Origin of the sequence: Streptomyces sp. ADI95-16 (assembly GCF_003721495.1) — a bacterium.
In the GTDB taxonomy this organism is placed as follows: domain Bacteria; phylum Actinomycetota; class Actinomycetes; order Streptomycetales; family Streptomycetaceae; genus Streptomyces; species Streptomyces goshikiensis.
In genome coordinates, this window is record NZ_CP033582.1 from 622,278 (window position 1) to 630,187 (window position 7,910).

Genomic DNA, 7,910 nt, shown 5'->3' on the forward strand with positions numbered 1-7,910 from the left:
CCTCGGCGGGTAGGCTTTCGGACATGGTGGGGATTGTTGAACGGCTGGTGCCGGATGAGTTGTGGGAGCTGTTCCAGCGGGTGGTTCCGGAGGCGCCGTCGCGGCCTCAGGGCGGTGGGCGGCGCCGGCACGGTGACCGGGAGGTGCTTGCCGCGATCGTGTTCGTGACCACGTCGGGTTGTACCTGGCAGCAGCTACCCACGGCTTCGTTCGGCCCGTCCGGGGCGACAGCTCACCGTCGTTTCTCGGAGTGGAGCAAGGCCCGGGTGTGGGCGAAACTCCACCGTCTGGTCCTCGATGAACTCGGTGCCCGCGGCGAGCTGGACTGGTCCCGCTGCGCGATCGATTCGGTGAACATGCGGGCCTTGAAAAAGGGGACCTGACAGGCCCGAATCCTGTCGACCGGGGCAAGTTCGGGTCGAAGATCCATTTGATCACCGAACGGACCGGTCTGCCCCTGTCCGTCGGCATCTCGGGCGCGAATCTGCATGACAGCCAGGCCCTTGAGCCCCTCGTTCGCGGCATACCGCCCATCCGATCCCGCCGTGGACGCCGACGGCGCCGGCCCGGCAAGCTCCACGCGGACAAGGGCTACGACTACGCCCACCTGCGGAGATGGTTACGCGAACGCGGCATCAAGCACCGCATCGCCCGCCGAGGCGTCGAGTCCTCACAGCGGCTCGGTCGCCACAGATGGGTCGTTGAAAGGACCGTGTCCTGGCTTGCCGGCTGCCGCCGCCTCCACCGTCGCTACGAACGCAAGGCCGAGCATTTCCTTGCCTTCACCAGCATCGCCTGCACCCTCATCTGCTACCGCAGACTGACCAAATGAGATGACTTCTAAGCGCATCGAGGAGAAGCTGGCGAACGAAGTGCGCGCGGTCGCGAGGCCCAACGTTCAGAAGAAGGTAGCTCAGCAAGCCATTACCGCTCCCGTGAAAGTCAGCGGCAAGGCCGAGTTCGGCTACTCCAACAGCCACTCTGGAACGCACACCCTCGATCCGCGGATGAGGCACATCGCCGAAAACCTCTCACCCCACTACGCCACACCCCTCTGGCAGGCGCTCGAAGACGGCGACGAGCAAGAGGCCCAGCGCATCGTCCGCGAGTAGATCCAGAACGAATACATCCGGGAGCCGGAGGAGGCAACCAGTACGCGGAAATAGAATTCGGAGACATCCACTACATGGACTTCAACCTCTGAGGACAGAAAATGCGGCGGCCCCCGGAAAACTCCGGGAGTCGCCGCGCTATATAGGGTCAGGATCAGGAATTTCGCCAGCCCTCCCTTAATTCCTTCTGATCATCCAAGGTCCCGTGCTTCTGGGCCGCGTACATGACCGGCCACGCGGTGTCCTCGACATCACGTAGCCACCACTGCCCGAGCACCCCTTTGGAGGTCCAGCCCGGGGTTCCGCCGGCCTCTCCGCTGCGCGGGTTGCCCCATTCAGTCCTTTCCAGAGGCGGGCGCCCCACATCTCAGGTTCGATGTGCCGGAGACGTGAGTAGCATCTTGGAGGGCTGTATATGTTCGCTCCCATTCTTGAAGAACGATCGGCAAACGCCTTCATCGAATCCGCAGTCAAGCTGTTGGTGATTGATGAAACGTGGACGGACAAGTTGCAGCGATCCGACTTGAACGCTGAGGACATCACCGAGCTAGCAAAGTACGGTTTGAAGATCGAGGAGTTGTGGGTTCAGGTAGCTCACCCTGAAGTGCTCAAGGAGCTCCTCAACCTCGTCAAGACGTCAGCACCGTATGGTGCATGGAATTGTTCGCGAGTGTTGGACTCGGATGATCTCAACACCGAGAGTTTGGGGCGCTTGACGCCTTTGGCGAACGTTGAAAATTTCGATACCTTCGCCGCCAGTTGTTTTGGAATGCTCTCCTCGAGGTATGAGCGGCAGCTCGACGTTATGGCCCACAAGGTGCACACACTTGCAAACGGTGATTGGAGCCCTGGCGATATTGAATATCCTGCTCGATGCGCATTGATTGGAGCAGTCATCGTTGTGGCCGCAGTGCTGGGGAATCTCATGCTCGTGTGTGGGGGGCTGTTCGCCCTGGCAGCACAAGGATGCGTAGATGAGTACGACGACTGGATGCAGCCTGGGGGGTGAAATCTCCGCCTTGAAGGCGCTGGGCTGACAGTGCCGTTCCCGGCTTCGATGTCACGGATCGGTATTGTCCCGACCAACGTCCCGGCTTCGCTGTCGCAGGTCAGCCCCGTGCAACAGAGTGCTGTAACACCTAACTGCACCAAGAGCTGCGTTGCAGCACTGACCTGCACGAACTTCACAGCGGAGGCTGCCTGAAGGCCGTGTTACACGACGCGTTGCACCGCAGAAGCGAACCTGCTGCACCTCGCCCGCGGCCGGCCCCCCCGACCAGCTGTTTTCCCAGATGACTGGGCAAGCCCTGCGGGTGGCTGGACAAGCCTGGCTTGTCCAGCCACCCGCAGGGCTTTGTCCCGTGACAGGAGGTCTTGAACGTTCGCCAAGCGATCTTGACCGACACCAGGCTCCTGCCACTTGATCTTGATCGAGGCAGGGTGCCGCGCACGGCGTCGGAGTGGAAGGATATTGGTCAATCCCGTTGCCTTCCAAGGTTGTTCAGCAAGAAAGTTCACGCTGAGGGGGTGCGGTTCCTCTTACCTGTGAGGGTCCGCATGGGGTGGGCGTTCTGGGAGGGGGCGAGATGGATCCGCTGGTTGCATCGACGGTGATGGCCGCGTCGGGCGTGGGGGTTCGGGTGACCACTGCGGTGTGCCAGTACCTGCGGCTACGTTGGCGTGTGCGTCATGAACAGGCGCACCGGGAGACGCTCGTGGCGCTGGCTCGGTCCCTGCCGGAGGGGAGCCGCTTTCACGAGGTCCGAGGGGACGGCAGCAGTGTGAGCCTGACGCTTCCGCAACAGGGGGACCGGCCGGCGGAGCAGGAAACGTGAGCGACAGGGAGTCATCAGAAGCAAGGCCCGCACCGCCGCTGTCCGCAACTCCTGGTCCCGCCAGCTCGGGGTCACCGGCCAACAGCGGAGCACAGAAGGAGTTCGCCGCGTTCTATCGTAACTTCATGCCGAAGCTGCTCGGCTTCCTCGTATGGCAGGGTGCCCCGGCACGCCTGGCGGCGGACCTTGCCCAGGACGCGATGATCGCCACGCACCGGAACTGGGCGAAGATCCGGAGCCCTGAGGCATGGACGCGGAAGGTCGCCTCCCGGGAGCTGGTGCGCCACGTCAGCCGGGCCGAGGAAGAACTGGTTGGCCAGGTCCCCGAACAGGTGACCGCACTGCTGCCGTGTTCTGACTAGCTTGCGGAATGGGAGAGCCGGCTGGTCCTCCTGGAATGCCTGCGGGCTCTGCCACCGCGCCAGCGCCAGGTCCTGGCCTGGAGCGTGTCCGGCTACAGTCCGTCGCAGATCGGCGAGGAACTGGGCATCGACCCTGCCACAGGGCGCGCGAACCTGTTGAAGGCCCGCCGCGCTGTCGCCAGGCTGATGAAGACACGGGAGGAGGAGTCATGACGGACGCGTTGCTGCCTGTCCCCGCAGATGACGAGCTGGAGCAGTGGCTGGCCGCGCAGCACAGCAACCTCATCGGCGCTGTTACGGGCTTCCTGGATCTGGAGGCCGGCCTTGCGGAGGTGTCCCTCTACGCTCACCACGACAATCTGGTCCAAGGGCTCGGCCAGGCTCTAGACATGGAGAGCAGCCTGGCCGCGATCCTGCCCGCGCAGACCACCGTCCCGGCACACGAGGACGCTGCGCCCGTCGGCACGGAATCAGCCGCCAGGGACCCCGACCTGCAGATGCACATCGCCGCACTTGACCACCGAACGCGCCTGATACTGCGCAATCACCCCGTGTTCGCCGCCAGGGCCACCCTGGAGCGCCTCACCGGCGTCCTTACCCATGCTGGCGATCTCGTCCGCGACTTCGGCGGCGATGCCGCCCTCGATCGCGCCTTCCGCAGCGCCCGCGCCCGCAGCGCCGCCCACTTCGACTACCTCGTCCGCGAACTCGCCAACGCTTTCGACCGCGTCTTCCACCTCGCCCACGACGTCGCCCGCGAGATCGCCCACACCGGCGCCCGCGACCTAGACGTTGTCCACGACCTCGGCTTTGACCTCGACCGGGCCATCGACCGCACCCGCGAACTCGCCCGCGACCTCGATCCCAACCGTGCCCCCCTCCCCACCGTGATCCGCGCGCTCGCCCGCGCCCGCGCTCTCAACCTCGACCGCGCCCTCTCCGCCACTCACGACCTTGCCCACGACCTCGGCCAGGCCGCAGCCCATCTGCTGGGGCTGGAGGTCGTCGATGGTCGTGCGGCGCGGATGCTTCAGGACCTGCTGGACGACTTCACGCAGGCGGACCTGAGGGGTGTGGATCTGACCCATGTTGACCTGGAGGGAGTGCGGTGGTCGGCGCACACCACACGGTGGCCAGCCACGATGGATATGGAGCGGTTGTGCCATCGGTCGCGGGAGATCGGGATCGGCATCTACGTGGTCGAGCGAGGCACGACTGCGACCGATCATGTGTCGGTGTAGGCAACGAGCCTGTCCCGCTCGTCGTCCGCCGGCGCCCAATGGTCCGTGTTACCCCCACCCAAGGGAGCTTGAGCCTGTCGGCGAGCCGAGCGGTCAAGATCGCCTGATAAATGGTCAAGATCACCTGTGACGGGACAGGCTCGCCCAACCCCGACTCCTTCCGCCAGTACGTGTGCCATCTCGGCCGGTCTGGTCCCTGTCCCAGGCGAACGGGACCGATCCGTGGGCATCTCAGGTGCACTGGTCCAGGCAAAGCCCTGGCGGGGCGTTCGCCTCGTCGGCCCAGGGCAGCCTGCGCGCTGACGCCGTGTTCGCTCTGCCGGGCGCGCCGGTCCCGCTGCTGTTCCTGGAGGTCGACAACGGGACCGAGACCAGGGCTGAGGTCGCGGATAAGCTCCACCGGTACGCCACGTTCTTCGCCCGGACGGAGAAGAACGCGTTCACGGTCGGCGGGCGGGAGCGGCCGTTGTGGCGCACGGTGTGGACCGCCCCGGACGACGTCGCCCATCCTCCGGTGGCGATCGTGTTCACCAAGCAGATGGGGCTGGAGGCGATGGACGCCTGCATGCGCGGGATCGCGCAGCTGTCGTCGCCCGTCTGGCAGGGTGACTGGGGCCCCGGCCCCAACCGGGACGGCGAGCAGGATGGCTTCCGGACCTTCGAGGGACGGGTGCCGGTCGTGGCCTGCCGGCTGGACCGCCTCTAGGTCCTGTCGTCAAAGTGGCGCCTGGCCCGCGACGCCCGGCGCCGCGCCTCGCCGCGTTGTCCAGGCGCCCGAGTACGTCCGGTACACGGGCGTCCCTCCGCCTTGCGATGCACGGCGCCGGACGCCGCGGGCCTGGCCGGCGCCACTTTGACGACAGGGCCTAGGCCGACGGGCCGCACGGGCCGATCTGGTGGCGCTACGGACGCAAGCGCGGCGGCGAGAGCCTCACCGCGGCTCTCGACAACAACGGCTACTACTCACGCGATGCCTACATGGCGCGCGAGGCCGAACGGCGCCGTGAGCGCGAGGACCAGGAGGCGGCCGCTAGAGCAGCGGCCGAGCGGGCGCGGGAGGCCTCCAGTTGGCCGTGCCCGGGCTGCGGCAAGCCTGTTTACCCCGGTGAGTGGAGTGCGGACGCCCGGGGGAGCTCCTGACACGAGTGTCGGCGGGAGGCGGTCTTTCGGGAGCGTCGTGAGCGCGAGGACGGGCAGCTGGCGGCCGAGCAGGCGGAGCTGGACCGGCACCGGCGGCAGGAAGGCTGGCTCGGCCGGAACTGAACCGGCGAACGGCGTGCCCCTTGCGGGGCTAGGGTCGGGTCTAGTCCGCGCCGACATGGGTGTGCGGGTCAGGACCGGTGCCCAGCGTGTTCTGGGGCAGTACGACCGGACCGCACCTCGGCCCCGGTACACCTCACGGTGTACCGGGGCCGCTTCGTGTGTGCGGCGTCACACCAACATGTGGACGGGTTTCCCCCATAACAGTGGAGTGCAGGACGGCCGTACAACCGACGTGCCGCGGCGAGTTGCGGGGCTAGCCCCCGCCCGTCGCACCCTGCTGCCGACCCCGAGATGCAAGCAGTCCGGCTGGTCGACGCTCCGCCCTCACCGCATGCGGGGTCCCGGCATGCCCGACGAAGGGAACTGCCCCGTGTCCTCGCTCGCCCTGACCGTTCTGCTGCTCCTGGTCCTCGTGACGCTGCTCCTGGCGGCCGGCATCGGCTACGTCGCCTACTGCCATCCGGCCCTGGCCGTGCCGATCACGGCGGCTGGGATGGCCGTTGCCCTGGTCGTCGCCTGCCTTGGCCTCATAGCCGCTCGCTGATGCGCCTGGCGTGTGAGGGGGCGCTCGCCCTACGGGACTTGTATCGGGCCCAGGGCGAGAGCCCTGTTGCCCCGTCCTCTGGACGGGGCTGAGCGCCAGCTGGTCGCCCCTAGCCGTTTCGTGGGGGCCGCAGAGCCCGCAGGGGTGGTGTGGTCCGTTCCAGTCTCTATCCAGGATTTCAGTCTGAAGCACTCGGTGTCTACGGATGGTGGGTTGCCCTGGCCCGGTTGTGCATCAGCCCGGTGATGCCGTGGGGGCCGATCGTGCTGGCCCTGTCCTGGGCCTACTACTGGCGGCGCCGACCTGCCTGACGGGTCCGTCGGTCCAGTCCGGCCGAACCCGGATGGCGTGCGCCTTCCTGAGCGCCTCATGGATTACGCGACCATGCCCCCCACAGGGCGTCTGCGGCTACCTGTGACGCGGGCCGGGTGCCGAAGGCGGGCTGAGATCGCAGTGGGTTTTCCTGCTCAGGTGTCAGGCTGCGCCTGATTGGTATTCAGAGATCCACTTGCCAAGTCTGGTTGCCAATGAACGCAGAAGCAGAGTTGGCGCAGCTCCATAGTTGTAGGCGGGCTCCTGCGTGAGGGGGATTCGGGAATCCGGGATTATCGGCGTCGAGACATCCGCCGCCGTTTCCGTTAATCAAAAGGAACTTGCCCGAAGAGATTTTTGACGGGAACCAGAGTTGACCGAGACTCCCATTACAGTCATTAAGGACTACCGATGTGCCGTTTTGCGTGCCCCCGTTCAGAACGTCAACACATTTGTCTAGAGTCCAATGGAACTGTACAAGGCCAGCGGCATTTTTGGTGGTGTAGAACCTGGAGAAATCACTTCCGCTTCCTAGTTTGAACGGAGCCCCATTGAGGCATGTCATGTTGTGACAGTTGGGTGGTGAAACAAGGAAGGTCGTCAGGCCAGACTGGGCGTTGACGATATACGTCGGCGGACCCGTGCCCGCATTTGCAATATTTGGAGTAAGCACGCTGGATGCAGCGAAGATTGCTCCGAATGCCGACAGGAGAACCATGCGTCGTCTTCTCATCGAGCACTCCCTTAGAAGAGGGCATTCGACGGACTGTCGTGGAATCATCAACTTCTGTCACTACCAGTGAAGATTCCCCTACCATCTTGGCACGAACTCCACTCAATCGCGACCCGTAGAAGAAGGAGACGAAGGCATTGAATTTTTTGAATTCTGGACCAAGACCTGAATAATAGTCAGATCTGATCAAGGCCTTACAACTTGGGGGTTGGCAACTCTGAATCACATTCGGATACTCCAGGGCACCTCGTAGCCAGCAGCCCGCGCAGCGGATTCCCGCAGGTCAGAGAGCGAAGCGAACTGCGACCAAGCCACCGCGAAGCGGTGGAGCCGGAAGTGCCCGGGTGGGGGAGCGGAGCGGACCCGCCCAACGGGCCGTAGGCCCGGACCCCGTGAAACGGGGTCACCTTGGCCCGCGGAGCGGGCGTTCGGGGAAGAGCGAAGCGAAGCCCCGAACCCGTCCGGAGCGAAGCGCAGGACTCCAGCCCGAAGGGCCGGCCCTGGCTCG

Annotated in this window: 10 protein-coding genes; 9 read left to right on the forward strand and 1 reads right to left on the reverse strand. The window is 65.1% G+C overall.

All coding sequences use genetic code 11. The features are described from left to right. Positions 1–23: 23 nt before the first annotated feature. From EES41_RS39800 to EES41_RS41980, 9 genes are all read left to right on the forward strand, one after another. Positions 24–832, forward strand: a protein-coding gene (locus EES41_RS39800) for an IS5 family transposase (protein WP_123082897.1) whose coding sequence is annotated in 2 segments (ribosomal slippage) — positions 24–372 and positions 372–832 — 810 coding nt in all. Because the reading frame shifts where the segments join, the coding sequence is not laid out codon by codon here. A gap of 1 nt (position 833) precedes the next feature. Then, on the forward strand, positions 834–1,112 hold the full coding sequence (locus tag EES41_RS39805) for a hypothetical protein (RefSeq protein ID WP_123083376.1): 279 nt from the start codon (positions 834–836) through the stop codon (positions 1,110–1,112). Positions 1,113–1,527: 415 nt separating this feature from the next. Continuing rightward, the gene (locus tag EES41_RS41975; protein ID WP_164496231.1) at positions 1,528–2,121 is read left to right on the forward strand and encodes a hypothetical protein; all 594 of its coding nucleotides are present in this window, start codon (positions 1,528–1,530) and stop codon (positions 2,119–2,121) included. A 577-nt stretch (positions 2,122–2,698) separates the two neighbouring features. Beyond that, the gene (locus tag EES41_RS39810) at positions 2,699–2,947 is read left to right on the forward strand and encodes a hypothetical protein (RefSeq protein ID WP_123083377.1); all 249 of its coding nucleotides are present in this window, start codon (positions 2,699–2,701) and stop codon (positions 2,945–2,947) included. Positions 2,948–3,072: 125 nt separating this feature from the next. Further along, positions 3,073–3,309, forward strand: a complete 237-nt coding sequence (locus tag EES41_RS39815; RefSeq protein ID WP_123083378.1) for a sigma factor — start codon at positions 3,073–3,075, stop codon at positions 3,307–3,309. A 30-nt stretch (positions 3,310–3,339) separates the two neighbouring features. Further along, the gene (locus EES41_RS44340; protein ID WP_367995823.1) at positions 3,340–3,522 is read left to right on the forward strand and encodes an RNA polymerase sigma factor; all 183 of its coding nucleotides are present in this window, start codon (positions 3,340–3,342) and stop codon (positions 3,520–3,522) included. Further along, complete coding sequence (locus EES41_RS39825; RefSeq protein WP_123083380.1) at positions 3,519–4,550, forward strand: hypothetical protein; 1,032 nt, start codon at positions 3,519–3,521, stop codon at positions 4,548–4,550. The genes EES41_RS44340 and EES41_RS39825 overlap by 4 nt, the downstream gene beginning before the upstream one ends. A gap of 172 nt (positions 4,551–4,722) precedes the next feature. Further along, positions 4,723–5,256, forward strand: coding sequence for a replication-relaxation family protein (locus EES41_RS39830; RefSeq protein ID WP_123083381.1), 534 nt, complete (start codon positions 4,723–4,725; stop codon positions 5,254–5,256). Between the two features lie 903 nt (positions 5,257–6,159). Continuing rightward, positions 6,160–6,357 (forward strand): hypothetical protein, encoded by a 198-nt coding sequence (locus tag EES41_RS41980; RefSeq protein WP_164496156.1) that lies wholly within the window; start codon positions 6,160–6,162, stop codon positions 6,355–6,357. Positions 6,358–6,853: 496 nt separating this feature from the next. Here the strand turns inward: EES41_RS41980 and EES41_RS44345 are convergent, their stop codons facing one another. Continuing rightward, positions 6,854–7,450, reverse strand: a complete 597-nt coding sequence (locus EES41_RS44345) for an RICIN domain-containing protein (RefSeq protein ID WP_123083382.1) — start codon at positions 7,448–7,450, stop codon at positions 6,854–6,856. Positions 7,451–7,910 lie beyond the last annotated feature (460 nt).